The following is a 25,156-nucleotide window of genomic DNA, read 5'->3' as shown; positions in this document are numbered from 1 at the left end:
ATATGTCAAGTCCTTACAGAACTTGAAACTTTAAACCTGAAACAAATTTTTTCTAAAATCCGCTTGGTTTCAAATGTAAACCGGTGGTTTCTTCTAACCCGAACATTAAATTCATGTTTTGAATCGCTTGTCCTGAAGCACCTTTGGTTAAGTTGTCAATGATTGACGTGATTAAAATCCGGTTTCCTTTTTTCAATAAACTAATGATACATTTGTTGGTTTGAACGACTTGTTTCATATTGATATTTGTCGTTGTAACAGTTACAAAAGGTTCATTTTTATAGAAATCTTTGTATTTGGTCACTAAATCTTCCAGGCTTTCGTCAGAATCTGTATATAAAGTCGCAAAAATTCCTCTTGTAAAATCGCCTCTATTCGGAACAAAAATTAATTCATCTGAATAATCAGCTTGCAATTGATTCACGCTTTGGTTGATTTCTCCCAAATGCTGGTGTTCAAAAGCTTTATAATGAGACATGTTATTGTTTCTCCAACTAAAGTGAGAAGTTTCAGCAAGACTTACGCCCGCACCGGTGCTTCCGGTTGTTGCATTAATATGAACATCATTTTTAAGCAGATTGTTTTTTGCTAATGGCAATAAAGCCAATTGAATCGCAGTTGCAAAACAACCTGGATTTGCAATAAAATTTGCTTTTTTAATTTCAGCTTTATTCAATTCCGGTAATCCGTAAACAAATTCTTTTCCTTCGAAAACAGCGTCTTTTATCAATCTGAAATCGTTTCCTAAATCGATGATTTTAGTATGGCTTGCGAATTTATTTTCTTCAAGAAACGAAATAGATTTTCCGTGACCAAGACATAAAAACACAACATTTACATTCGGATTCACCACATCAGTAAAGTTCATTTCGATATCTCCCATCAAATCGTGGTGCGCCACAGAAAGTGGTTTACCTGCATTGGTTGTACTGTAAACAAAATCGATGTTTACATTGGGATGATACATTAAAATTCTGATAAGTTCTCCGGCTGTATAGCCTGAACCACCAATTATTCCGATATTAATCATGATCTAAGTGGTTTACAGATGAAAATATGTTTTGGGCATTTCCTAGAATCTTAATAAATCCTTTTGCATCGTCTGATGTCCAGGCATTGTTCATTTCTCCGTATTGACCAAAACCTGTATTCATCAAATCATTATCAGATTCAATTCCGTCAAGCGAAAAATGATATGGTTTTAGCGAAACGGTTACAACACCATTCACAGTTTTTTGTGTGTCTTGCAAAAATGTTTCAATATTTCTCATTACAGGATCTAAAAACTGGCCTTCATGAAACAACATTCCGTACCAGTTTCCTAATTGTTCTTTCCAGTATTGTTGCCATTTACCAAGGGTATGTTTCTCTAATAAATGGTGTGCTTTTATAATAATTAATGGCGCAGCAGCTTCAAAACCAACTCTTCCTTTAATTCCAATAATAGTATCACCTACGTGAATATCTCTACCAATTGCGTATGCATTCGCCAGTTTTTCAAGAGCTACAATATTATTTGATGGTTTATCTGTTTTACCATTTACTCCAACCAATTCTCCTTGTTCAAAATGTAAAGTAACTTTCTCTTCTTCTTCTTTTTGCAATTGCGAAGGATATGCTTCACTTGGCAATGGTTTACTTGAGGTTAAAGTTTCTTTTCCTCCTACGCTTGTTCCCCAAAGTCCTTTATTGATCGAATATTGTGCTTTTTCCCAAGAATAATGAACTCCGTTTTGAGCCAAATAATCAACTTCTTCTTGTCTTGATAATTTAAGATCTCTAATTGGTGTAATAATTTCAATTTCCGGAGCGATGGTTTGAAAAATTAAATCAAAACGAATTTGATCATTTCCTGCACCTGTGCTTCCGTGTGCGATCGCGCTTGCTCCCACTTTTTTAGCATATTTAATGGCTTCAATAGCCTGAAAAACACGCTCTGCACTTACTGATAATGGATATGTATTGTTTTTTAATACGTTTCCAAATATCAAATATTTAATCGCTTTATCATAATATTTATCTACGATTGTCAGGTTAGCGTGTTGTGCACTCCCTAATTCGTAAGCTCTTTTTTCGATAGCAGATAATTCTTCTGCATCAAATCCTCCTGTATCTACAAGTACGGTGTGGACTTCGTATCCTTTTTCATTTTTTAAATATTTCAAACAATACGAGGTATCTAATCCTCCACTATAAGCTAATACAACTTTTTTCATTTTTTATAATTTAGGCTAATACTTTCGTATATAGCAAGTTTGAGATTTCTTTTTTGATTTAAATTCTTAAGATAAAAAGCCGAAAGACAATATTTTACTTAAGAATAAAGCTTGTTTTATTTTTTTTAATCTGCTTAAAACAGCTTCGTTAAAAGGATGTCTTGGCGGATCTTTTTGTTTTTCTTTTGGGTCATACAACATTCCGGTACAAAGACACATTTTGTTTTCTTTGCTTTTTAGAATTTCGTAATTCGTACAGGTTTTACAGCCTGACCAAAAACTTGGATCTGTTGTAAGTTCAGAAAATGGTACTGGTTTATATCCTAAATCAGAGTTGATTTTCATTACAGCCAAACCGGTTGTAATACCAAATATCTTAGCATCAGGGTATCTTTTTAGGGAATAATCAAAAACTTTTGATTTGATCTTTTTTGCCAAACCCAAACTTCTGTAATCCGGATGTACAATTAAACCGGAATGTGCCACGAATTTTCCGTGCTGCCAACTTTCGATATAACAAAAACCTGCAAATTTTCCATCTGCCAAAGCAATCATCGCATCACCGTTCGACATTTTTTTCTGAATGTATTCAGGAGTTCTTTTAGCAATCCCTGTACCTCTTAGCAAGGCAGATGATTCTATCGTATCGCAAATTTCCTGTGCGAATTTGAAGTGTTCTTCCTGAGTAACAACAATAGAGATTTTCATTTCAATAGTTGAAGTTAGAGTTAAAAATTAAAACGTATTGTTTAGTTTGAAATCCTGAAATCAATCCAACAAAAATAGACATAATAGAAATAACCTTCTCAAAATCAAAAACTTGATTTAAAAAATTCAAAATACTATATATACTTTTAGGATATGTTTGTCCAATGGACAAATTGTGTGATTTCAAAATGAAAAATGAATATAAATAAATACGCGGCGAAAAACTCTGTGAATACTATAGAGATAGTATCCGTACTTCGGGAGAAGTTACAGGTGAGTTTGTCCGTGACAAAGAAGTTATATGTAAACTTATTTTATTCATCGATGCAAAAGTACACTATTTTTTTATTTCCAAAACAAAAAATTAAAATTCTAACATTTTTTTAATGAAAAGTTAGATTTTCAAGGCGCTAAGATTCTAAAGGGCTAAGGTTCTGAGTTTTTCTAAATTTGATAAACCTGAAACTTGAAACCTGAAACTCAAAAGCCAAACCAAAAGAAAACCCGATAGTGATTAACAACTATCGGGTTTTAAAAACTTTATTATTATACTTTTATTTTTTAGTAAAAGGAATTGTTTCGCCGTTACCTAAAATAATCATGTCAAAACCTGTTTTAGCTTCATTAAATTTAAATTTCAATCCTGCGCTTTTAGACTGAAAAGTATCTTTTTCGTTTTCTACAGGGCTTACAGTAAACTTAGGGAAGTTTGTAATTTCAACATTCAACGTACTGTTCTTTTCTGTAAAATCGATCTTTAAAGGCGCTCTTGAAGTAGAGTAATTTCCTAAATAACCGTCTAAAATTATATCTTTTTCTATTTTACCGTTTCCCGCTGTCCAAACATTGTTTGCTTCGTTATTATCCGGAAAAACATGATCAGGATCAAGAGTAACACTCTCTATCTCTTCAGTAGAATTATGTTTAAAAGACCATACGGTATTACGCTGCCAAACTTCTACAGGAAGGTTAACTCTTGTAACTTTTCCACTTTTTGTTTTAATATCCACAACAATTGGCATTGGCATTTTATCGAAATTTTCAACTGTAATTACAACTCCTTTTGACGGATCGTTTTTTACATATTTAATCGAATTAATCCCTTGATCAAAACGCCAATTGTTCACGAACCAGCTTCTCCAGAACCAGCTTAAATCTTCGCCTGCAACATTTTCCATTGATCTGAAAAAATCATCCGGCTGTGGATGTTTATAAGCCCAACGCTCAATATAGGTACGGAAAGCAGTATCAAAACGCTCTTTTCCTAATACTTGTTCCCTTAAAATAATCAAAGCTGAACTTGGCTTAAAATAACACAACATACCAATATTTGCTTCTTTCATGTTATCAGGAGAACTCATTACGGTTTCTAAATCAGTTCTTGTAAATGATTCAGCTCCTTTATGTAAATCTGTTGGCGCTTCTACATATTCTCCTTTATTAAATGCGGCTGTACTTAGTGAATTAATAAAAGTATTAAAACCTTCATCCATCCATCCAAACAATCTTTCGTTTGATCCTACAATCATAGGAAACCAGATATGTCCAAATTCATGATCCGTAACTCCCCATAAATCTTGTCCTTTAGATTCCCATCCACAAAAAACAATTCCCGGATATTCCATTCCGCCTTCATTTCCTGCAACGTTTGTAGCGGCCGGATAAGGATATTCGAACCATGTTTTAGAATAATGTTCTATAGCTGCTTTTACATATTCAGTAGAACGTCCGTAAGCACCTTGTCCGGCACTTTCTACCGGATAAGCAGATAAAGCCAATGCTTTTTTACCACTTGGCAAATTAATTTTTGCTCCGTCTAAGATAAAAGCCGGTGACGACGCCCACGAAAAATCACGTGCATTTTTTATCTGATAATGCCACGTTTTCTCGCCGGAAGCAGTTGTATTTGCAGTTGCAGCAACTTCTTCAGCAGAACGAATCATAACTGTTTTATCGCTTAATGAAGCTTCTTTATAACGCTTAAATACATCTGCAGGCAATACTTCTGCACCATTTAGTAATTCACCTGACCCTACTACATAATGATTAGCAGGTACAGTAAGTTTTACATCAAAATTACCGTACTCCAGATAAAACTCAGAAGCACCTAAATACGGATGTGTATTCCAGCCTCTTACATCATCATACACACACATACGAGGATACCATTGCGCAATCGTGAAAATTTTACCATTTTTAGTTTCTAAAACTCCCATTCTGTCTGATCCTTCAAAAGGCGCCGTGAATGCAAATTCTATTTTAATTTTAACAGCAGCTCCTTTTGATGCCAATTCTTCCGGAAGAAATATTTGCATTCTGGTGTCTGTAATTACATATTTTGCCTCAACTTCAGTTTTTTTCTTACCAACAGAAATTACTTTAACTGATTTTATTTTATTTCCACCATCAAAAAGCTGTCCTTGAGCACCGTTACGGCTACCCGTTAAAGGCACAACTGCGTTTCCTCTTGAATCTTCCTTGAATAAATTTTGATCTAAATTCAACCAAACAAATGACATTTTATCAGGACTATTATTAGTATAGGTAATTTCATCCGTACCAATAATTTCATTTGTGGTCGCGTTCAATCTTGCCGTTATCTGATAATCAGCCCTGTTTTGCCAGTATTCAACTCCGGGCTGTCCACTTGCAGAACGGGTTGGAGTTCCATTTTTTGTATAAAAATGTGGTCCAAAGGCATCATGATAATTGTAATTATTAACAGGATTTACTGCTGTTGTCGGAGGCGTTTGTTGTGCCCAAACAGAAGAAATCCCAACAAACAAAGCCATGGTTAATAAGGCTTTTAAGGATTGTATTTTCATATTTTTTAGCTGTTTATCTAGCAAATTAATGAAAAAAAAAGCTATTTACAGAGAAAAGAAGAATCATAAATTGAATTTTAGCAAAATTTTATCAAAAAAATAATTTGGAGGTTTTTCTTAAAAAACTAAAATTTATAAAATATATTTACATCAGTATAAATTTTATTCATTTCAACCTTACTCATTTTGAATACAACTATTTCAAATTCAACACTAAGCGCCTCTATAAAACATTCAGGAGCTGAATTATTTTCATTAAAAAACAAGCAAAACAAAGAATATATATGGGAAGGGAATCCTGATTTTTGGGGAAAGCACTCTCCTGTCCTTTTTCCGATTGTAGGTACTTTAAAAAACAATACTTATACAATTGACGGAGAAGAATATCAATTACCAAGACATGGATTTGCTCGCGATATGGATTTTCAATTAGTAAAAAAGACTGATAACAGTGCTGTTTTTTCTTTACAATCTGATGTTGAAACTTTGAAAAAATATCCTTTTGAATTTGAATTACAACTTATTTACACTCTTGAAGAAGCGTCATTAAACATCGAATATAAAGTAATTAACAAAAGTAAAACTAAAATGCCTTTTTCAATTGGAGCTCATCCGGCAATAGCTTTACCAGAGAATTTCGAAAATTATGCTCTAGAATTTGAAAAAGAAGAAGTTTTAAAATATTATATTTTAGAGAATGATTTAATTTCAAATAAAACAGAAGTTTTAGAAACTACTGATAATCTGGTTCCTTTGAATTATAAATTATTCGAAAACGATGCATTGATTTTTAAATCTTTAGAATCAAATTCATTAACTATTCTTGAAAACTCCAAACCATATCTCAAATTTGATTTTAAAGATTTTCCAAGTTTGGGGATCTGGACAAAAGATCAAGCGCCATTTCTTTGTATTGAACCTTGGTTGGGCTATTCAGACACAGCCGAAAATTCTGGGGATTTATTTAAGAAGGAAGGGATTTTGGCTTTAGATGCTAATCAAACTTTTACTTCAAAGTTTAGTATAACACTATTATAATTTAAGAAAAATGTTAGAATTTAATTTCACCCCATTTCCCGAAATAGAAACAGAACGTTTGCTTTTAAGGAGAATAACAAACGATGATGTAAATGAAGTTTTCGAATTACGTTCGAATCCCGAAACCATGAAATATATTCCGCGACCATTGGCGAAAAATTCTGAGGATGCTCTTGAACACATTGCTATGATCGAAGATAAAATAGTAACAAACATAGGAATCAATTGGGGAATAACATTAAAAGGCAACCCTAAACTATTGGGTATTATAGGATATTACAGGATGCAGCCACAAAATTACCGTGCTGAAATTGGATATATCTTATTGCCGGAATTTCACGGTAAAGGAATTGTTCCAGAAGCCGTAAATCGATTAATTAGTTATGGCTTTAAAGATCTAAAACTACACTCTATCGAAGCCGTGATTGACCCCGGAAATTATGCTTCTGAAAAAGTGCTTCAAAAATGTGGTTTTGTTAAAGAAGCACATTTAAAAGAAAACGAATTTTATGAAGGCCGCTTTTTAGATTCCGTAATCTACTCATTACTAGAAGCTAATTAATCAATATTAATTATCATAAAAAAACATTCTTGTTAAATTAAAACATTTACATAATAGTAATTAATGGTTTGCGTTATATTTGCACGCGAAATAAGGTATAAAGCCTTATCTAAACCCCTACGAAAACTATTTTTATGAAAAAGTACTTAATTCTCATTGTCCTTTTCTTTTCGATTCAATCCCAAAGTCAAACTTTTATTAAATTTAATGCCGCAACAGCTTTAGTTGGTGTTCCAAATATTGGTATCGAAACCAGTATTGGAGAAAAATTAACTTTTAGTGTTGATGTAATGGCTTCTTTTTGGGAATCTTTTGATGGCCACAGTCCAATGAAATTTTATACATTAACACCGGAAGTTCGTTATCATTTTAAAGAAAAATATAACGGATTTTATGTTGGTGGTCATGCTGGTCCGGATGTTTATGAATTACAAAAATGGAATTACTGGGACAGTAACAAATATGAACATGGTTTTGGTTATCGTTTAGGTATTACAGCTGGATATAACATCAAATTAAACGACAAATTTTTACTAGATATATTTGCAGGAGCTGGTTGGCATCAAGGTTTTTATAAAGGATACTATAACGACGGAACTCCAGGCAGATACGAAAAAGCTCCAAACTGGAACAAAAGTGGTGAATGGCTTCCTTACCGTGGAGGTGTTATGATTTCTTATAAATTGTAATTATTCTGTAAATTTAGATAAAGATTTCAAATACAACTCTTCAACTTTTTTACGAGCCCAATCGGTTTTTCTTAAAAAAGTTAAACTTGATTTGACACTCGGATTTGTGGTAAAACATTTGACAGGTATTAATTCTGCCAATGTATCAAAACCATAATGATTCACTAGTGCTTCTACTATTTTTTGAAGTGTGATGCCGTGCAACGGATCTTTTGATTGATTTTGCATTTTATAAATTTAAAGATTATACAAAAAGACCGTACTCTAAAAAAGTTCGGTCTTTTTTTTGCAAAATTAGCAAATTGAAATCTAAATCAGCCTAGAACTATTTAGAATATAAATTTAAATCCAACCGCAAGTGGAGTTGTTAAATTTGAACCTCCTACTAAATAAGCAGAATCAACATTTGCCATATGTGCTAATCCAAAATTAGTAACAGTAGTTTTTTCACCACTTTTAGGGTCAATTGTAGTTGATGTAAAATTCGCTAAATCATAAGAAAACTCTACTGAGAAGTTTTTAGTGACGAAATAATCAAAACCTCCTGAGACAGACAAACCGAACTGGTTTATTTTTGTACCACTTTCTTTTTCTTTACCTGCAATAATTGGAAGAGCTGCTTGTCCAAAGAAATAAAGAGAACCTGCAACATTCCAATACTTTCTTGCCAAGGGCTGAATTACAAATAAATCTGTTTTTGTTGCTGCGACTCCTACACTTGCATCTGATTTCATATTAATATAACCCAGTCCCGCTCCAACAGCTACAGATGGCGTGATGAATGTTCCTACAATTGGTATTACTGATAAATTTGTATTTTTATTATCCCCGGTTTTAGTTTGCTGGTAACCAAATTGTGACGTTACAAACCAAGCTCCTTTTAAACCCTGACTAGCATCTTGTGCTTTTACAGTTAGACTAATTAATGCAATAGTAGCGAATGTTAAAATTTTTTTCATTTTTGAATTTATTTATAAATTATTTAACAAACTTACTAGCAAGTTTATCTTTCAAAAATGATTAAAATCATAGATTAAAAAAAATCTTTAATTATCTTTGATTGCTTCAAAGTTTTTCAATTTTGTTTACATTTGCATCTATGTTAAAAACAGTCAATATACTTAATAAAAGAGCTCGATTTGATTATGAGATAATCGATACTTATACTGCCGGAATTGTTTTATCCGGTACAGAAATCAAATCTATCCGATTAGGAAAAGCCAATATTACCGAAAGTTTTTGTGAATTTAGCAATCTCGAACTTTTTGCTATTAATACTTATATAGAAGAATACACATTTGGAAATCAATTCAATCACAAATCAAGAAGTGAAAGAAAATTGCTTTTGAATAAAAAGGAATTGAAAAGTCTTCACAAAAGTGTTCAGGCAAAAGGACTTACAATTGTACCTTTAAAATTGTTTACCAATGAAAAAGGGCTTGCAAAACTACAAATCGGACTTTGTAAAGGAAAGAAAAACTACGACAAGCGTGAATCTCTTAAAGAACAGGACACAAAACGTGATCTAGACCGAATAAAAAAAGCCTACAATTAAAGTTATTTTTTATCGCAAGAAGCATTTGTTAATATTTTATACGTATTTTTATTACAATATTTAAAAATTTGTAATATGAAGAAATGCTTAACTTTATTTATCGTCGCTTTGGTACTTGCAAGCTGTGGCAGCAATACTGCAATAGTTAATAGTTGGAGAGATCCAAAAATAACAGTCGCCCAGGAAAATTTCAAAAAAGTTTTAGTTGTTGCGCTATTAAAAGACGAAGCATCCAGAAGAGTCACCGAAAACAGAATTGCAGCCAGCAATCCAATCTTCAAAACCTCTTATGAATACTTAAACGAAACAACTAAAAATCTTACACAGGAACAAAAATTAAAAATATTACAAGATGAAGATTTTGATGGCGTAATTACATTACGTCTGGTAAGTGCAGAAAAAGAAACTACCTATGTTCCTGGAAGTTATACAGGTATGTATTACGGTGGTTTCGATGGTCTATACAGCGGTGTTTACGGATATGGTTTTGGAAACTGGTACGGAATGTACTCTCCTTACTTCTACGATCCGGGATATTATCAGGAAACAACTTCTTATATGGTAGAAACAAACGTTTTTTCATTAAAAGAAAATAAACTAATCTGGACAGGAACTACAAAATCCGATTATGTGACGGATTTAGGATCAACTGTAGACGCAATCATGCAAGCAGTTGTCGATGAAATGAGAAAAGACGGATCGCTTCCTCCAAAAAGTAAAATATAATTTTGTAAAGGCAATATTGTGGAATATTGCTTTTTTATTCCGGTAAAAATGACTAAATTAGTCAAGACAATTTAAATCATTAGAATAAATGAAAACACTTCTTAAAAATGCAAGAGAGCAAAAAGGATTAAAAACTCGTGAAGTGGCACAAATTCTTGGTATAGATCAAGCTTTAATAAGCAAATTCGAATCAGGAACAAGAAGACCAACTAAAGACCAGATTTCGAAACTTTCTCAACTTTTAGAGATAGATTACGAAACCTTAATGATTGCATGGCTTAAAGAAAAAATACTCTACGAAATTGGAGATGATGAATTTGCCTTAAAAGCCTTAATGGTAGCAGAGCAGGAAATCAAATACAACAAAACGGTATCAAAATTAAAAATTTCTAAAACTCTAGAAAATCTTCTTAAAGAGATTGATCTTCTAAAAGCAAAATTAGACAGTTATCGTCAATATGACAGCTATAGAATTACTCAGGCCTTAGAATTAGAATATACTTTTGAAAGTAATCGAATTGAAGGAAACACTATGACACTTCGTGAAACAGATATGGTGATCAACGAAGGTTTGACTATTTCCGGAAAAAGTATGCGTGAGCATTTAGAAGCGATTAATCATCAGGAAGCTATTGGTTTTATTAAAAATTTAATGCAAAGAAACGTTTCTTTAAACGAACGCGATCTTTTGTCTATTCATAATTTAATTCTACGAGGTATAATTCCTGAAGATGCAGGTCGTTACCGAAAAGTACAAGTAATGATAAAAGGAAGTACTCACATGCCACCACAACCTTTTATGGTTGCCAAAGAAATGGAAGATTATTTTATTTGGTACGAAATCAATAAAAACAAGTTACATCCCGTTGTTTTGGCTGCTGAAATGCACGAAAGACTAGTAACAATTCACCCTTTTATTGATGGAAATGGCCGTACTTCCCGTTTGATAATGAATTTAATTTTATTGCAAAAGGGCTATATAATTGCCAACATAAAAGGAGATTATGACAGTCGTATGCAATACTATCAAACTCTAGAAACCGCCCAGACAAAAAATAATAAAGAAGATTTTTTACTCTTTGTTGCTCGAATTGAAAAAGAAGACCTGGAACGACATATTGGTATTATCGCTCAATAAAATAAAACACGAATTCCACAAATTAGCACAAATTAACAATCAATTACGTTTGTGAAATTAATTTCTAAAAATAATTAGTTCTAATTTGCGAAATCCGTGTTTGAAATTTATAGCTACTTTTTAATTTTTATCTTCTAGTAAAGGAACAAATCGAAATTCTCCAAATTCATGTTTCTCAAATTGCGTTTCATTTTTACGAATCAATAATGTCATAATCTGAACATCTTCTCCTAAAGGTATAACGAGCCTTCCTCCTATTTTTAGCTGTGCCATTAAAGGCTGAGGAATAAATGGAGCTCCCGCTGTAACAATAATACTATCAAATGGTGCGTAACTTGGCAACCCTTTGTAGCCATCACCAAACGACAAATGCTTGGGACGAATATTTAGTTTCGGAAATAAATTCGAAGTTGTCTTAAACAATTCATTTTGCCTTTCGACACTAAAAACTTTTGCGCCCAGCATACATAAAACGGCAGTTTGGTAACCTGAACCAGTACCAATTTCGAGAATTTTATGCTCTTTTTTAACTTCTAATAATTGGGATTGAAAAGCAACGGTGTACGGCTGTGATATTGTTTGACCGGCTCCTATAGGAAAAGCCTTATCCTGATAAGCATAATCTTCAAAACTTGAATTTAAAAAAAGGTGTCTTGGGATTTTTTTTATCGCATCCAAAACTGCTCTGTCGGTAATTCCTTTTTGTTCTAAAGTGCTTACTAATTGATTACGTAGTCCTTGATGTTTGGCAGTGTCTTTCAAAATGGGTAGATTTTATTTTGGCAAAAATAAGAAAGTAAATAGGAAATCAAATATTGATTTTTAATTATTAAATCGCTAAATCTTTACTGCATTCACTTTTACTTTCAACAAATAAATTATATTTTTGTTTAAAATACATTCTCATGTTAAAAGTAGGAGTTTTAGGTGCTGGTCATCTTGGTAAAATACATTTACGTTTATTACAACAATCTGACAAATACGAATTAGTTGGATTTTACGACGAAAATCAAGAAAATGCCGAAAGAATTTCAAAAGAGTTTGGTTATAAAAACTTCAGCACTATTGCAAAATTAATCCATGCTGTGGATGTCATTGATATTGTAACACCAACACTTTCTCACTATAAATGTGCTAAGGTAGCCATTAAATCCGGAAAACATATCTTTATAGAAAAACCAATTGCCAATACCGTTGATGAAGCTGAAGAAATTATTGCTTTAGCCAATGAATATAACGTAAAAGGTCAGGTGGGTCATGTTGAACGCTTTAACCCTGCGTTTATTGCTACAAAAAACATGATCGAAAACCCAATGTTTATAGAAACACATCGTTTGGCCGAGTTTAATCCGCGTGGAACTGATGTTCCTGTAGTGTTGGATTTAATGATTCATGATATTGATGCTATATTAAGCGTTGTGCATTCTAAAGTAAAAGATATTCATGCCAGCGGAGTTTCTGTAATTAGCGACACTCCGGATATTGCTAATGCAAGAATCGAATTCGAAAATGGATGTGTAGCAAATCTAACAGCAAGCAGAATTTCGATGAAGAACATGCGTAAAACGCGCTTCTTTCAAAAAGACGCTTATATTTCGGTAGATTTTCTGGAAAAAAAATGTGAAGTAGTCCGCATGAAGGATGCTCCTGAAATTCCGGGCGATTTTGATATGATTCTTCAAAATGCAGAAGGTGTAAAAAAACAAATCTATTTTACTAATCCTGATGTGGAGCAAAATAATGCCATTCTGGACGAATTAGACTCATTTGCAAATGCCATCACAACAGATACTACTCCCGTTGTGACGCTTGAACAAGCTACAGATGCTTTGAGAGTGGCATATCAAATCATTGATTGTTTCGACAAATAAATAAAAAAAATAAACTCATTATTTTTAAGGTTTAAAGCGCACTTCAAAGGAGCTTTAAACCTTAACTTTTAAAATTCAAATACCAAATTAAATGAAAACTATAGCTGTAATTGGTGCAGGAACGATGGGTAATGGAATTGCCCATACTTTTGCGCAAAGTGGTTTTGTTGTAAAACTAATTGATGTTTCTGAGAAATCTTTAGACAAAGGAATGGCGACTATAGCTGCTAACTTAGATCGAATGTTAGCAAAAGGAACCATAACTCAAGAAGATGTAGCAAAAACTATTACTAATATTATTACGTATACTGATATTAAAGATGGTGTTGTTGGTGTTGATTTAGTTGTTGAGGCTGCTACAGAAAATGTAGAACTAAAGCTTAATATTTTTAAACAATTAAATGAAGCTTGTTCTCATAATACCATTTTGGCAACCAATACATCTTCTATATCAATTACCCAAATTGGAGCTGTAGTTGCGCATCCTGAACGTGTTATAGGAATGCATTTTATGAATCCGGTGCCAATCATGAAATTGGTCGAAATCATTCGCGGTTACAATACAAGCGATGAAGTCACTAAGATCATCATGGATTTATCTGAAAAATTAGGAAAAACTCCTGTTGAAGTAAATGATTATCCAGGTTTTGTAGCAAACAGAATTTTGATGCCTATGCTAAATGAAGCAATCGAAACGTTATATAATAAAGTAGCCGGTGTTTATGAAATTGACACAGTAATGAAATTAGGAATGGGACATCCAATGGGACCGCTTCAATTAGCTGATTTTATTGGACTTGATGTTTGTCTTGCTATTCTGAATGTTATGTACGAAGGTTTTAAAAACCCCAAATATGCTCCTTGCCCACTATTGGTGAATATGGTTAGAGCAGGAAAATTGGGAGTGAAATCCGGTGAAGGATTTTATGATTACAGTGAAAGTAAAAAAGCAGAGAAAATTTCTAAGCAATTTATCCTTTCGTAAAAAAAAGAAATGCCATGTCGATACAATCGAATTTAAATGCTATCAAAACAACCTTACCTGAACATGTAACTCTCGTTGCTGTTTCTAAAACAAAACCTGTTTCTGATTTAATGGAGGCTTACGAAGCTGGTCAGCGTATTTTTGGAGAAAATAAAATCCAGGAGATGACTGATAAGTACGAAGAAATGCCAAAAGACATTCAATGGCATATGATTGGTCACGTGCAGACGAATAAAGTCAAATTTATGGCGCCATTTGTGAATTTAATTCACGGAGTTGACAGCTTGAAATTATTACAGGAAATTAACAAACAAGCTTTAAAAAACAATAGAATTATTGATTGTTTACTTCAGATACATATTGCAGAAGAGGAAACAAAATTTGGTTTAGATGAAAACGAATTAAATGAATTAATATCTTCGTCAGAGTTCGAAAAAATGAAAAACATTCGTATCTTAGGTTTAATGGGAATGGCAACATTTACAGAAAATCAAAATCAGATAAAAAAAGAATTCACACATTTAAAGTCTATTTTTGATTCCATACAACAACGCAAAGACGCACAGCAGTGCGCCTCTACAATGAATAATTTTTCAACAATATCTATGGGAATGTCCGGCGATTATCAACTTGCCATAGAATGCGGAAGCACAATGGTAAGAATTGGAAGCAGCATTTTTGGAGGTCGTTAAAATCTGATTCTAGATTTTAGATTGAGGATTGTAGAGTTTAAACTGATTACTAAATACTGATACTGAATACTGAATTTGTACGCAATACTAGACATAGAAACTACTGGAGGCCAGTTTAACGAAGAAGGAATTACTGAAATCGCCATTTATAAATTTGATGGCCATGAAGTAATTGACCAGTTCATTAGCCTTGTTAATCCTGAAATTCCGATTCAGCCCTTTGTGGTGAAATTAACCGGTATCAATAATGCTATGTTGCGTTCTGCTCCAAAGTTTTTTGAAGTAGCAAAACGAATCATCGAAATCACTTCTGATTGTATCATTGTAGCACATAATGCCTCATTTGATTACCGAATTCTTCGTACCGAATTCAGACGTTTAGGTTACGATTTCGAAGCCAGAACACTTTGTACCGTCGAATTGGCAAAAAAACTAATTCCGGAACAACCTTCATATAGTTTAGGAAAATTGGTTCGTGCACTTGGAATCCCAATGGCAGACAGACATCGTGCCAGCGGAGATGCGATGGCAACGACCAAGTTATTCAAAATGCTTCTTGAAAAAGATTTAGAAAAAACCATCGTAAAAGATTTTATAAAATTAGAAGTAGAAAAAGGTATTGCGCCAAAATTTTTGGATCTTTTATCTCAAATGCCCGCAAAAACTGGTGTCTACTACATTTACAATGAAGGTGGAACTCTAATTTATATCGGTAAAAGTCAAAATATAAAAAAAAGAGTCAATCAGCATTTTACCGGAATTACAACCAAAAGCAAAAAAATCCAAGCCGAAGTTTTTACTATAACTCATGATGAAACAGGCAGTGAATTAATTGCGTTGTTGAAAGAAAGTCAGGAAATAAAAATAAACCGACCAAGATATAATCGCTCCGGAAGAAAAACTATTTTTCAATATGCGTTATATGCTGAGAAAGATACTGATGGATACATCAACCTAAAGCTTGAAAAAGCAGATGGCCGTAAAAAAGAAATTACATCTTTTGCTACTTTACAAGAAGGCAAAAATGCTCTTTTCAAATTTACTGCAAAATATCATTTGTGTCAAAAGTTGACTGGATTGTATCAAACAAAGAAAGAATGTTTTCAATATAAAATAAAAGAATGCGACGGCGCTTGTATTGGCGAAATCACTCCAGAAGTGTACAATGCCAGAGTACAACAATTTATAAGCGAAAATAGTTTTGATAATAAAAGCATGATTCTGATTGACAGAGGAAGAAATGTAAACGAACGAAGCGCAATATTAATCGAAAACGGAATTTATAAAGGTTATGCTTTTTATGATTTAAATTATCAAATTACCAATATTGATATTTTTAAAAATATCTTGATACCAATGGAACACAACCGTGATGTAAAAAACATTATTCAAAATTACATCCGCAAAAGTAAATCGCTTAAAATACTTCATTTTTAACAATCCAAAACTTTCATTATCTTCGCCGAGATGAAAAAAATAAAATCAAAATACGAAATTTTTAGACAAAAGACCCAAATCATCCTTTATGGCACTAATACCATTTTAGGACGTTTGTTTGATCTGGTACTTTTAGGTCTTATTTTATTAAGTGTACTTTTAGTCATGATGGATACTGTAGAAGGTATCAATCTTAAGTACCATTCTTATCTTGTTATTTGTGAATGGGTTATCACAGTTTTCTTTACCATTGAATATATTTTGCGTATTATTTCGATACAAAAACCTGTAAAGTATGTTTTCAGTTTTTACGGCATTATCGATTTAATGGCGATATTACCCATGTATTTATCTATATTTTTCCCTGCCACAAATGTTCTTACAATCGTTAGAGTCCTGCGTTTCTTCAGATTGTTCAAGATCTTACATATTCCACAAATTTCGCAGCAATCAATGCAGCTTCGGGAAGCTATGGAAGCCAGCAAAGAAAAAATTCTGGTTTTTATCTACTTCGTCCTTATTAGCGCTGTAATTATTGGTTCATTGATGTACGTCGTCGAAGGCAAAGAAAGCGGTTTTACAAGTATTCCTATGGGGATTTATTGGGCTATCGTAACCCTAACCACCGTTGGTTATGGCGACATTTCACCCGCATCTCCTCTTGGTCAGTTTTTAGCCTCGCTTGTCATGATTATGGGTTATGGAATCATTGCCGTTCCCACAGGAATTGTTACTGCAGAATTCGCAAAAAGCAGCCTTCGCAATAATGCTGTCAGCACAAAAAAAACATGCCAAAATTGTAATTCGCAATTACATTTTGACAGCGCAAAATATTGCCATGAATGCGGAACCACATTATCTAAATAATTAATTTTAAGGAGCTATTCCATCTGTACATTCCAACTCCTCCTTATCTTTGTTGTTTTTTAAAAGTATAAAAGGAGCTTCTAAAGTCGCTCTTTTATCCTAAAAAAAACTAACCAATATAAGTCCGGGGTTTCACTTCCATCTGGGCTAAAAAAATATGAAACACTTAATTACCATCGTCGGACCAACAGCTATAGGCAAAACAGCCTTAAGTATTGCTTTGGCCCAACATTTTAAATGCGAAATAATATCTTGTGACAGCCGTCAGTTTTTTAAAGAAATGACCATTGGTACAGCTGTTCCTAATCCTGAAGAACTACAAGCTGCGACGCATCATTTTATTCAAAATAAATCTATTTTAGAAAATTATACCGTCGGAGATTATGAAAAAGAAGCACTTCATAAATTAGAAGAATTATTTGAAAACAATGATTTTGCAATTCTAATTGGTGGTTCAGGATTGTATGTTGATGCAATTTTAAAAGGATTTGATGAATTTCCTGAAATCAATCCTGAAATACGTTCTCAGGTAAATTCAAATTATGAAAAACTTGGAATCGAATACCTGCAAGAACAGCTGAAAAATCTAGATCCTGAGTATTATCAAAAAATAACAATAGAGAATCCACAAACACTTCAAAATCCGCAAAGAATGATGCGTTTTACAGAAGTTTGTATTGGAACTCAAAAACCATATTCTTCTTTTCTAAATCAAAAGAAAAACAATAGAAACTTCACTCCTATTTTGATTGGTTTAGAAGCTGACAGACCAATCATTTACGACAGGATCAATCAACGTGTGAACATTATGATGAATGAAGGTTTACTTGAAGAAGCTAAAGCGTTATATCCCAATAAAACATTAAATGCACTGCAAACTGTGGGATATAGGGAATTATTCAGTTATTTTGACGGAGAATTCTCTTTGCCATTTGCCATCGAAGAAATCAAAAAAAATACCCGCCGTTTTTCTAAAAGACAACTTACCTGGTTTAAAAGAAATGAAACTACACAATGGTTTGATTATTCAGCAAATCGAACAACAATCATAGCGTATATCGAAAAATCTTTTTAAGGGACAATTAATCAAATAATCTTAATTTTATAATGCTTTTTGTAAACTAAAAATATGGATAACGTACTTTGGAATAAGATTGTGCAATTCGATTTTGATGATCCACCAAGTGAATTTGGATTTTCAGTAAGGCTTGCACAAGAAAACTTTTGGACAAAAAACTTTACTAAAAAGGCGATTTTAGAATATAAAAAGTTCATGTATCTGGCGACAGTTTCTGATTCGATGGTTTCTCCATCTGAAATAGTTGATACGGTTTGGCATTTGCACTTAATTTTTACACAATCTTATCAGCAATTTTGCAAATTACTTGGTAAACAAATTCAGCACGTTCCGTCAACCCATAACAAACAAGATTTTCAAAAATTTAAAAAAGCAAAAGAACAAACCAATATACTATACGAATCAACTTTTGGAATTCAGCCAAATGATATTTGGGAGTTTGACGGAATGTATGAAAGTTTAAATTTAGACAAAGCAAAAATCAAATTAAGGTCATTTATCAGTAATGGTATGATAGTATTTCTTTTTCTTACATTCCCGTTCTACTATCTTTTAAAACCAATTTATATTACAATCGACAATCCCTATTTCCTGATTGGTTTGATTATTTTGTATGTTGTGACATTTAAAATTCTGGATTTCTACAACAAAGCTAAACTTCGACAAATTGCACGTAAATTTGATAAGAATTCATTTATCTATGACCTTGAACCTTACGAACTAATTTATCTTAAAACTCAAAAAATTTCTAATGTAATTAATGGAGTCGTAAATGAATTAATTGACAAGAAGATAGTTGAGATACAACCTTATAACATAATTAATCTTATTGAAAACAAAGTCGCTTTGACTGATGAGCAAATTGAGATAACGAGATCTTTGACTGAATTTGGAAAAAGCGTTTACACAACATTAGTGGACCGCATGAAAAGAAAACCTGTTTTTATAAATATATCAAATTGCATGGACGCGTTTGAAAAATATTTTATTAAATCTAAAAAATTCAATAAAATATTCTATCTAAACTTTGTTGTTCTTGCCCTAATTGCTATGCTTGGATATACAAGAGTAATGACCGGCTATGCGAGAAATAAACCTGTAGGTCTCCTTGTATTTATTCTGATTGTTTTTAGTATTACTTCAATTATTTTTCTGTTCAGATTAACCAGACTTATTGCTGTTGACACTATAACAAATTTGTATAAAAGAGAAATTTTACCCGTCAGACAAGTCGAAAATAACTGGCAATGGAACTATTTTCTATTTAGCGCTGCTGTAATAACTCCAGCATTTATGCCACTCATCGCAGAGGTAAACAGAAATAATAATTACGACAGCTCATCCGGAAGTTCTTGCGAAACATCGTCTGACTCTTCATCAGGAAGTTCCTGCGGCAGTTCATGTGGCAGTTCCTGCGGTGGTTGTGGCGGCGGTGGAGACTAAAATAAAACATCATCTCATTTCGTTATATAAACTTAAGATTCTTAAAATTTTATTTTTAATAACTACAACAATTTAAAATTAGCTATAAATTATTTATCACATAAAAATGCCTATATCACCAAATTTTACTTCAGTTTTAAGCAAAGACTGGGAAATCAATTTTACACAATGCACTCCTACCGGATTTTTAAAATATACTGACTTATGTAATATTTTACAATTAACGGCAGCAGCACATTCAGAAGTTGGCGGCATTAGTTTTTTCGACATGCAGGAATTCCATCAAGCCTGGGTTTTAAGCCGCATGCGCGTTGAAATTAGCGCTTTACCAAAATGGCAGGATGTTGTAACAGTAAAAACATGGATCAACAGCTTAGAAAATTCTCGTTCAGTGCGTGCGCTCGAAATGTATGTAAATGGTGAAAAAATAGTAGGCTGCGAAACCTATTGGGCTGTTTTTAATACTCAATTACGTCGTCCTGAAGCTCTGGCTTTACCATACGAGCATTTTGAATTATATCCGGAAAATAGGGCCACAACTGAAGGTTTTTCTAAAATCAACATCAATCACGAAAAAGAAGCCGTTTTCGAAAAAACAGTTTACTTATCAGATTTAGACATCGTTAATCACGTAAATAATGTAAAATATCTGGAATGGTGTTTAGATCATGTTGATGAAAAACGAATTTTGAAACAAGAAGTTAAAAGCTTCGAAATGAATTTCATGAAAGAGCTTTCGTTAAAAGATCAGGTTGTAATTCATGAAAGCGAAGATGACGATCATACAACGGCAACATTTAGTATTACAAAAGGTGACAAAACTTGTTTTGCATTAGAATTGCACTGGAAATAATTATCTGCCCACGGATTTTGTTATATCTTTAATTCGCGAACATTCGTGCAATTCGTTGCAAAAAAAATAATATAAAAAAAACGATGCAAATTTGCATCGTTTTTACTTTAATTTAATTTGATTTCTTTTTTGAATCTTATTTCGATTTCTTTGGTTTCTTTTTATTTTTCAATAAATCAATTTTGCCTTTTATTCTTTTTTCGACTTCACTAATATCACAATCAAAAGCAAATTGCAGCGTGTACAGTTTTGCGTTTTTCATTTCCTTTAATGCTTTTTTAAATTGGTGCTGCGCCTCAAAAAGAATGGCTTTTTTTACAAAGATTTCAGATTTATTTATTCCCTTTATCGTCAAAGCAAAATCAATTAATTTTTGTGCTTCTTCGTAATCCTCATTCAAAATTAAAGTTTGAATATAGTGCGGATATACTTCAAGCGCATGGATATTTATTCCTAATGCTTCTTGAAAATATGATTTTGCTTCCTCATAATTCCATAATTGTTCTGCCTGAATTCTTCCATATAGACATAAAACCATGGTGTTTTTTGCATCATAAGAAAAAGCATAATCTAAGGATTCAATAGTTTCTTCAAGCGAATACGGATAATTATCCAAAGCCTGAAAAAGGTATTTATCAATTGTTTTCATTTCGTAAATCTATTTTTAATTTCTGACGAGCTCCTTTATAGCTTTTTTCGACTTTATTCTTTTTAAAATCAGTTCCCGAAAATACCCTAACAGGATTCCCACGCTGAATATTCAGTTGGTTTTCCCATTGTTTTCCAACATGATTTTTTAACTGTTGCAAAGTTTCGTCTTCTAGTTTTTTTAATAATCTTTCTGTTGCCAGTTTTTTGTTTTGGTGTTGTGATCGGCTGTCCATAGACACTACGGCAATTCCTGTTGGAATATGTGTTGCTCTAATGGCCGAACTTACTTTATTGACATGTTGCCCTCCCGCACCGGAACTGCGCATTGCCTGATACTGAATATCACTTTCTGAAATTGAAGTATTCTTTTGCGGTTGAATCTCAAAAATGCCAATAAACCAGTTTTTGCGTTTGTGCATTTTTCTAAACTGACTTTCACCAATCCATTGAATCGTTCCTATCCAGGAATCAGCAAATTGACCTGCATTCTTTCCTTTTATTGCAATAGTTGCCGTCTCTACCGTTCCGTTTTCCTCACCAACTTCTCTTTGCAGCAAAGTAGTTTCTAAATCTTGCTCCTGCGCTTCGTCTAAAATTTTTTTAAGCACTTGGGCAACCACCCAAGTGCATTCTGCAGGTCCCCGACCCGCAGTTATCTGAATTATTTTTTCCATTTTTCTAATATTTTTAGCAGCTTTTCTCTGCTTTTTGCTTCTTTTACAAATTTTGGAAGTCTCGAAACCATTGTCATATGATATCCTCCATTATTGTTTCTTTCTCGTAAATCAGCTTTAATGTATCTTTCCAGATAGTTAATATGTTCTTCGTTGTATGCCCAAAAAATATCACCATTTACTTCTTTTTGAAACCAAAGAGGTAAATTATAATATTTCTCTTTAGCCAAACCATCAACAACTTTTGAATTTTGTAAAAACTCTTCAATTTTTGGTTTCCATTCTTCCTGAAAATTACAATGCGGACATTTTGCTTTGTACTTTTCCGGCTTTTCTTTTAATGATTGGGATTCAAATTCGTACTTTTCAAAACAGTTATTGCAATACACTTTTCCATACCCAACGTATTGATAAATTGGTTTTTTAAGTTTATAAAAACAATGTTTGCATTCAAAAACCTTTGTATGACAATGTCCACATTTACACTCTGAGACAGGTTCTTTTTTAACCATCGACTTAGAATCACATTTAGGACATTTTACCAAAATCTCGTTAGCAAAACTTCCTAAAAACTTATTTTCATCTTGAAATCTTTCCATGATCTTTATTTTTTATCGGTCCATTCTAACGATTTTAGGTGTGAAAGTTCCCAGAACTTCAACCAAATCTGTTTGATTTCCCATTACTTTTGTAATGTCTTTGTAGGCCATTGGCGCTTCATCAATATTCCCGCCAATTAAGGTTACATCATGAGCTTGCAATACTTTTTTGATTTCACTTTGAGTAAAGCTAGCTTTGCATTTAGCTCTTGAAAATAAACGTCCAGCTCCATGTGAAGCCGAGTTTAAACTTTCTGTATTTCCCTTTCCTTTCACTATATATCCCGGAGCTGTCATCGATCCTGGAATAATCCCTAATTGACCTTTAGCAGCAGGAGTTGCTCCTTTTCGATGCACGATGCATTCTTGCCCGTTTACTATTTCTTTCCAGGCAAAATTGTGATGATTTTCAATGGTTACTACAACTCTCTTTCCTATGGCTTTGGCAATTCTTCTATGAATATCATCGTGGCAGGCTTTTGCATACTCTCCCGCCAGATTCATCGCTAGCCAATATTCCTGACCGTCATGTGTGTTCAAGTCCAACCATGCCAAATGCTGCACATTCTTTGGTAACGGGCATTGTTTTGTTGCTAAATACGTATAGTGTTTGGCAATATTAGCTCCCATACCACGAGAACCACTGTGTGATAAAACAGCAAAATACTCACCAACACCTAACTTCCATTCGTTTTCAGCATTGTCAATTTTAGCAATGCCAAATTCTACAAAATGATTCCCTCCTCCAGAACTTCCTAATTGTTTATAGGCTTTTGGCAAAAGATTCTTTAATAACGGAATATCCTTAAATTCGCTTTTATAAAAAACTTCATGATCGGCTTTCGTGGCATGTGTTTCATTCATCCCGAATTTGGTATTGTCTTTTAGAATAGCCTGCAATTGATGCTCTTTACCCTTGAAATGTGAAGCCGGCAAATCGAAAATCGATAAACTCATTCGACATCCAATATCAACACCAACTCCGTAAGGTATAACAGCATTGTCTGTTGCTAAAACGCCGCCAATTGGTAATCCGTAACCTGAATGCGCATCCGGCATTAAAGCTCCTGCAATTGAAATTGGCAGTTTTAAAGAATCGTATAACTGAAATTTGGCTTGTTCATCGATTTCATTTTCTCCAAAAATGGTAAAAGGAACTCTCGTTGTTTTCAATTGGTGCATTCTTACCTGAACTGGTTTTATCAATCCCTCGGCTACTTTTCCCCAGGTTCCGTGTCCTTCAAACTTTTCCGGATGAAGCAAAACGTCTTTGGCCTCTGTTAGAATCGATTCTTTTTTCTCTCTCTTTCTATATCTATTTATTTGCCCTAAAGCAATGTTTATTGAATTATTTTTTGGAAAGCCTAATTTAATAAGGTCTTTTCCGGATAATTTATTTCCCATGATTTATATCATTTCGTCAACATATTGTTGATACAATAAATGCTGACTTTTATTTTTAATTGGGTTTTTCTCTCGCGGATTCTCATTTTGATGATATCTATTGCGATAGGAAAAACCATCTACTAATTTGTTTATTTTGTGTCTTACATTAAGATTAATAACATAATTCTTAAGAATCTTAATTTCGCTTTCCAAAACTGCATCAACCATTTTAGTGTGCGTTATCATATTTGCTGTAATGCGTAATACATAACGCCAAGGCTCATTAAATACATAATGAATATGATAACATTTACAATTAGGACACCATTGCTCCCGTTTATAAAAATGCATTTTCTCTTTTTCGGTCAATGTTAATTTTGAACTTTTCCATTCTGATTCTGAAAACTCTTTTACTGTTTGAAGCTTTTCGGCATATACATTTTTTCTCTTTCTCTTTTTCTTTCTTTTAAAAGATTTCTCAGATGCATATTGCCAGGTATTTATCTTTTCTAATAGAGCTTCATAAAAAGAAGAATCATTTGATCTTGCTATATCCTCTCTTAGCACAAAATTGCGTTGCCAACCTTTTCGATAAGGTATTTCTAATAGAATTAATGGTAAATCACTGTATTTTTTCCAGAGATCAACTTCAAGCTTTCGTAAGTGAATCAGGTGTTTTTCAAAATCTTCTTTTACTAATCTTTTCTTTGCTTTTATATTTTTAAAGCGGGAGCACAAAGCATACTCCTGTACTGTATAATTTTCCATAAAAAAATTATAGTGCATTAAATTAATAGCCAAAACAGGCTAAAGCATTTTATCCGTGCGGATAAATAACAAAATCGATTATTCGGGAAAATTTGAAGTGTCTAGAATAAAAAAAGCCCGAAACTAAATGTCTTCGGGCTTTTTTATATATCTAAAAATGAATTTCTAAGATTGAAATAAGCCGCGAAGAAGTGCTGCACCAAATTTATTTGATGTGAAGCTTTGAGATGACAATGTAAATACAAACATTTTTCTTCGTTATTAAAGGGTTATTACTTTTTTTCGTGTGCAAATATTGTAAATTTTTTTTTGATTTTCCTAATTAATTTAAAGAAAAATCATGCAAAAAATAATTAACCTTAATTTAAAACTTTTAAAAACCTAACTATCTTATT

The 25,156-nt window shown here is 33.0% G+C and carries 26 protein-coding genes; 14 read left to right on the top strand and 12 right to left on the bottom strand.

The window, feature by feature from the left end; all coding sequences use genetic code 11:
• Nucleotides 1-52: 52 nt before the first annotated feature.
• The 4 genes from argC to ACQKCJ_RS14495 form a co-directional block, all read right to left on the bottom strand.
• Nucleotides 53-1,030, bottom strand: a complete 978-nt coding sequence (gene argC / locus ACQKCJ_RS14510; protein WP_427402276.1) for an N-acetyl-gamma-glutamyl-phosphate reductase — start codon at nt 1,028-1,030, stop codon at nt 53-55.
• Nucleotides 1,023-2,216: an argininosuccinate synthase gene (locus ACQKCJ_RS14505; protein WP_271337183.1), complete on the bottom strand. Its 1,194-nt coding sequence runs from the start codon at nt 2,214-2,216 to the stop codon at nt 1,023-1,025. The genes argC and ACQKCJ_RS14505 overlap by 8 nt, the downstream gene beginning before the upstream one ends.
• Nucleotides 2,217-2,282: 66 nt before the next feature.
• A complete protein-coding gene (locus tag ACQKCJ_RS14500; RefSeq protein ID WP_072963976.1) occupies nt 2,283-2,924 on the bottom strand; it encodes a GNAT family N-acetyltransferase in 642 nt (213 codons plus the stop codon).
• A 554-nt stretch (nt 2,925-3,478) separates the two neighbouring features.
• Entirely contained in the window at nt 3,479-5,749 is a 2,271-nt protein-coding gene (locus ACQKCJ_RS14495) for a M1 family metallopeptidase (protein WP_427402275.1), read from the bottom strand.
• A 186-nt stretch (nt 5,750-5,935) separates the two neighbouring features.
• Here ACQKCJ_RS14495 and ACQKCJ_RS14490 point away from each other — a divergent pair, with 186 nt between their 5' ends.
• The 3 genes from ACQKCJ_RS14490 (at nt 5,936) to ACQKCJ_RS14480 (ending at nt 8,038) form a co-directional block, all read left to right on the top strand.
• Nucleotides 5,936-6,787 (top strand): aldose 1-epimerase family protein, encoded by an 852-nt coding sequence (locus tag ACQKCJ_RS14490; RefSeq protein ID WP_271337181.1) that lies wholly within the window; start codon nt 5,936-5,938, stop codon nt 6,785-6,787.
• A gap of 10 nt (nt 6,788-6,797) precedes the next feature.
• A complete protein-coding gene (locus tag ACQKCJ_RS14485) occupies nt 6,798-7,349 on the top strand; it encodes a GNAT family N-acetyltransferase (RefSeq protein ID WP_271337180.1) in 552 nt (183 codons plus the stop codon).
• Between the two features lie 134 nt (nt 7,350-7,483).
• Complete coding sequence (locus ACQKCJ_RS14480) at nt 7,484-8,038, top strand: DUF3575 domain-containing protein (protein ID WP_271337179.1); 555 nt, start codon at nt 7,484-7,486, stop codon at nt 8,036-8,038.
• On the opposite strand, the gene ACQKCJ_RS14475 is transcribed toward ACQKCJ_RS14480, so the two are convergent.
• Nucleotides 8,039-8,266 (bottom strand): VF530 family protein, encoded by a 228-nt coding sequence (locus tag ACQKCJ_RS14475; RefSeq protein ID WP_271337178.1) that lies wholly within the window; start codon nt 8,264-8,266, stop codon nt 8,039-8,041.
• Nucleotides 8,267-8,367: 101 nt separating this feature from the next.
• On the bottom strand, nt 8,368-8,997 hold the full coding sequence (locus tag ACQKCJ_RS14470) for an outer membrane beta-barrel protein (RefSeq protein WP_271337177.1): 630 nt from the start codon (nt 8,995-8,997) through the stop codon (nt 8,368-8,370).
• Between the two features lie 140 nt (nt 8,998-9,137).
• Between ACQKCJ_RS14470 and smpB the strand changes: the two genes are divergently transcribed.
• From smpB to ACQKCJ_RS14455, 3 genes are all read left to right on the top strand, one after another.
• A complete protein-coding gene (smpB, locus tag ACQKCJ_RS14465) occupies nt 9,138-9,593 on the top strand; it encodes an SsrA-binding protein SmpB (RefSeq protein ID WP_042564375.1) in 456 nt (151 codons plus the stop codon).
• A 75-nt stretch (nt 9,594-9,668) separates the two neighbouring features.
• Nucleotides 9,669-10,319, top strand: coding sequence for a hypothetical protein (locus ACQKCJ_RS14460; RefSeq protein WP_271337176.1), 651 nt, complete (start codon nt 9,669-9,671; stop codon nt 10,317-10,319).
• Nucleotides 10,320-10,407: 88 nt separating this feature from the next.
• Nucleotides 10,408-11,457 (top strand): Fic family protein, encoded by a 1,050-nt coding sequence (locus tag ACQKCJ_RS14455; protein ID WP_271337175.1) that lies wholly within the window; start codon nt 10,408-10,410, stop codon nt 11,455-11,457.
• 120 nt (nt 11,458-11,577) lie between these two features.
• Here ACQKCJ_RS14455 and ACQKCJ_RS14450 read toward each other — a convergent pair whose 3' ends face one another.
• Nucleotides 11,578-12,219 carry a protein-L-isoaspartate(D-aspartate) O-methyltransferase gene (locus tag ACQKCJ_RS14450; RefSeq protein ID WP_041518722.1) on the bottom strand — a complete coding sequence of 214 codons (642 nt, stop codon included), beginning with the start codon at nt 12,217-12,219 and terminating at the stop codon, nt 11,578-11,580.
• A 143-nt stretch (nt 12,220-12,362) separates the two neighbouring features.
• On the opposite strand from ACQKCJ_RS14450, the gene ACQKCJ_RS14445 reads away from it, so the two are divergent.
• The 8 genes from ACQKCJ_RS14445 to ACQKCJ_RS14410 all read left to right on the top strand — a co-directional run bounded on the left by ACQKCJ_RS14445 (nt 12,363) and on the right by ACQKCJ_RS14410 (nt 20,683).
• A complete protein-coding gene (locus ACQKCJ_RS14445) occupies nt 12,363-13,328 on the top strand; it encodes a Gfo/Idh/MocA family protein (protein ID WP_271337174.1) in 966 nt (321 codons plus the stop codon).
• Nucleotides 13,329-13,419: 91 nt separating this feature from the next.
• Nucleotides 13,420-14,313 carry a 3-hydroxyacyl-CoA dehydrogenase family protein gene (locus ACQKCJ_RS14440; protein WP_007809858.1) on the top strand — a complete coding sequence of 298 codons (894 nt, stop codon included), beginning with the start codon at nt 13,420-13,422 and terminating at the stop codon, nt 14,311-14,313.
• 14 nt (nt 14,314-14,327) lie between these two features.
• Nucleotides 14,328-15,005, top strand: a complete 678-nt coding sequence (locus ACQKCJ_RS14435) for a YggS family pyridoxal phosphate-dependent enzyme (RefSeq protein ID WP_271337173.1) — start codon at nt 14,328-14,330, stop codon at nt 15,003-15,005.
• A 75-nt stretch (nt 15,006-15,080) separates the two neighbouring features.
• Nucleotides 15,081-16,442: an exonuclease domain-containing protein gene (locus ACQKCJ_RS14430; RefSeq protein ID WP_427402274.1), complete on the top strand. Its 1,362-nt coding sequence runs from the start codon at nt 15,081-15,083 to the stop codon at nt 16,440-16,442.
• A 30-nt stretch (nt 16,443-16,472) separates the two neighbouring features.
• Complete coding sequence (locus ACQKCJ_RS14425; protein ID WP_271337171.1) at nt 16,473-17,309, top strand: ion transporter; 837 nt, start codon at nt 16,473-16,475, stop codon at nt 17,307-17,309.
• A gap of 157 nt (nt 17,310-17,466) precedes the next feature.
• Nucleotides 17,467-18,384 carry a tRNA (adenosine(37)-N6)-dimethylallyltransferase MiaA gene (gene miaA / locus ACQKCJ_RS14420; RefSeq protein WP_427402273.1) on the top strand — a complete coding sequence of 306 codons (918 nt, stop codon included), beginning with the start codon at nt 17,467-17,469 and terminating at the stop codon, nt 18,382-18,384.
• 54 nt (nt 18,385-18,438) lie between these two features.
• Nucleotides 18,439-19,830: a glycine-rich domain-containing protein gene (locus ACQKCJ_RS14415; protein WP_427402272.1), complete on the top strand. Its 1,392-nt coding sequence runs from the start codon at nt 18,439-18,441 to the stop codon at nt 19,828-19,830.
• A 106-nt stretch (nt 19,831-19,936) separates the two neighbouring features.
• Nucleotides 19,937-20,683, top strand: coding sequence for an acyl-[acyl-carrier-protein] thioesterase (locus ACQKCJ_RS14410; protein ID WP_427402271.1), 747 nt, complete (start codon nt 19,937-19,939; stop codon nt 20,681-20,683).
• A 136-nt stretch (nt 20,684-20,819) separates the two neighbouring features.
• Here the strand turns inward: ACQKCJ_RS14410 and ACQKCJ_RS14405 are convergent, their stop codons facing one another.
• Genes ACQKCJ_RS14405 through ACQKCJ_RS14385 form a run of 5 tightly spaced genes read right to left on the bottom strand, consistent with a single transcriptional unit; the run spans nt 20,820 to nt 24,761 of the window.
• Nucleotides 20,820-21,332, bottom strand: a complete 513-nt coding sequence (locus ACQKCJ_RS14405) for a hypothetical protein (RefSeq protein WP_271337167.1) — start codon at nt 21,330-21,332, stop codon at nt 20,820-20,822.
• Nucleotides 21,319-22,008: a peptide chain release factor H gene (gene prfH, locus ACQKCJ_RS14400; RefSeq protein ID WP_427402270.1), complete on the bottom strand. Its 690-nt coding sequence runs from the start codon at nt 22,006-22,008 to the stop codon at nt 21,319-21,321. Before prfH ends, ACQKCJ_RS14405 begins: the two co-directional genes overlap by 14 nt.
• Nucleotides 21,996-22,607, bottom strand: a complete 612-nt coding sequence (locus ACQKCJ_RS14395; RefSeq protein WP_271337165.1) for a hypothetical protein — start codon at nt 22,605-22,607, stop codon at nt 21,996-21,998. Before ACQKCJ_RS14395 ends, prfH begins: the two co-directional genes overlap by 13 nt.
• A 12-nt stretch (nt 22,608-22,619) precedes the next feature.
• A complete protein-coding gene (locus ACQKCJ_RS14390) occupies nt 22,620-24,011 on the bottom strand; it encodes an RtcB family protein (protein WP_427402269.1) in 1,392 nt (463 codons plus the stop codon).
• Between the two features lie 3 nt (nt 24,012-24,014).
• The gene (locus ACQKCJ_RS14385; RefSeq protein WP_271337163.1) at nt 24,015-24,761 is read right to left on the bottom strand and encodes a hypothetical protein; all 747 of its coding nucleotides are present in this window, start codon (nt 24,759-24,761) and stop codon (nt 24,015-24,017) included.
• Between the last annotated feature and the right edge of the window lie 395 nt (nt 24,762-25,156).

Origin of the sequence: Flavobacterium sp. NPDC079362 (assembly GCF_050267765.1) — a bacterium.
GTDB lineage: Bacteria > Bacteroidota > Bacteroidia > Flavobacteriales > Flavobacteriaceae > Flavobacterium > Flavobacterium azizsancarii.
The sequence above is the reverse complement of the archived record's forward strand: the minus strand, read 5'-3'. Positions and strand labels throughout refer to the sequence as shown.